The organism is Azospirillum sp. B506, assembly GCF_000333595.1.
In the GTDB taxonomy this organism is placed as follows: Bacteria; Pseudomonadota; Alphaproteobacteria; order Azospirillales; family Azospirillaceae; genus Azospirillum.
This window is the reverse complement of record NZ_BADK01000305.1, coordinates 1-1824: the sequence shown is the minus strand read 5'-3', so window position 1 is coordinate 1824 and position 1824 is coordinate 1. Positions and strand designations below refer to the sequence as shown.

The following is a 1824-nucleotide window of genomic DNA, read 5'->3' as shown; positions in this document are numbered from 1 at the left end:
CCGACGCCCTGGTCGTCCTTCACCGCCGGATCGGGTGGCCGGCCGCCGGACCCGCGCGGGTGGCAGGTGGCGCAGGAGCGCGCGTTGTAGAGCGGGCCAAGTCCGTCCGCCGCCTGGGTCGCGGTCGGGGCGGCCACCCACATGCGGCGGAACAGCGCCTCGCCGATGCGGTTGTCGAGGCTGTCGGCGGCCTGGGCGGCAGGTGCGGCGAGGAGGAGAAGGGCGACAGTGAAGACGGAGCGCAGCAATACGCCCTCTCTCCCCCGGGGAGAGGGAGGGGACCCGCGCCGAAGGCGTGGGGAGGGTGAGGGGGCCGGCGCGCTGTCGCGCGCCGCCAAGGGGCATTCTGCCCCTTGGCAATCCCCTGGCACGGGCGGGCGCCCGTGCTTCCCCCTCACCCTGACCCTCTCCCCGGGGGGGAGAGGGGATTCCGGTTGCGAAATGCGTTGGACGGCGAAACGGGAAAGCGTGGACTCAAGCAACGCGGATGTATCCCATCATGCCGGTGTCCTGGTGTTCGATGATGTGGCAGTGGAACATCCAGTCGCCGGGATTGTCTGCCTTGATGGCGACGCGCAGCCGTTCCTTCGGCTCCAGCAGCACCGTGTCGGCATGGTGCGGCACCACCTTGCGGGCATCGGAGGACAGCACCTTGAAGGTGTAGCCGTGGATGTGGATCGGGTGCAGGTGCGGCGTCAGGTTGGCCAGCTCGAAGATATAGCTGCGGCCCTTCTCCAGCGTGACCAGCGGCGGCGGCAGGCGTTCGTGCCCGCCCTCCGGCCAGCTCTGCTGGTTGATCGCCCAGAAGGTCTTGGCCGACAGGCACAGAGCGTCGGCATAGGGCAGGCCGGGCAGCGTCGCCGCATCGAAAGCCTGCGCCACCGCGGTGGCGGAGAAGGCCATCGGGATGATCGGGGCATCCTTCAGATCCGGCTCCGGAATGGCGGAGGCGGGCAGGGCGCGCGGCTTGAAACGCTTGTTGGGCAGGGCGGGGCCGACGGCGCGGAAGGTGGCGAGCGGCTTGGGGTCCGCCGAATAGACGTTGGTCAGCCGCAGGGTCTGGCCGGCCTTGGCGGGCGCGCGGAACAGCACGTCGATGCGCATCGCCGGTCCCATCGGCCAGCCGTCCAGCGGACGCGGCGGCAATGGGTTGCCGTCGACCGCGACGATCCAGGCCTCCGCCCCCTCCACCCGCAGATCGACGACGCGGGTGCTGTCCACATTGTAGAAGCGGGCGCGGATGTCGCCGTTGGTGGGGACCTCGAACACCGGCTCGATGGCGCCGTTGACGGTGGACACGCTGCCGAAGGTGCCGGCGCGCGAAGCGCCGCGGTCGGTCATGAAGGTGCCGAACTTGCCGGTCTTGTCCAACTGCCAGTCCTTCACCAGGCAGACGAGATCAGCGTCGAATTTCGGAGCGTCCGGCTCCTCGACGATCAGCACCCCGGCAAGACCGCGGCCCAGCAGCTCCACCGTGTTGCAGTGGGGATGGAAGAAGAAGGAGCCGGCGTCGGGCGGGGTGAATTCATAGACGTGACTCTCGCCCGGCTTGGTCGGCGGCTGGGTCAGATAGGGCACCCCGTCTTCCAGGTTCGGCAGGCGGATGCCGTGCCAGTGGATCGAGGTGTGCTCGTCCAGCCCGTTCACCAGGGTGGCGCGCAGCCGCTGGCCCTTGCGCATGCGGATGACCGGGCCGGGGAAGCGGTCGGCATAAGTGATCAGCGGCGACGGCTCCGCCGGTTCCGGCAGGATTTGCTGCATCCGCTGTTTGGCGACCAGTTCGACCTCGACCAGATCACCGGTGGCGGTGACCGGAAACAGGCC

At 69.2% G+C, this 1824-nt stretch carries 2 protein-coding genes; both read right to left on the bottom strand.

Annotated features, from left to right (window positions below):
• A partial coding sequence (locus tag I71_RS39625) for a di-heme oxidoredictase family protein (protein ID WP_042694230.1) occupies positions 1-248 on the bottom strand: 248 nt, incomplete at its 3' end.
• Positions 249-474: 226 nt separating this feature from the next.
• Positions 475-1824 (bottom strand): multicopper oxidase family protein (locus tag I71_RS09455; RefSeq protein ID WP_042694228.1); only part of this gene is annotated, 1350 nt, incomplete at its 5' end.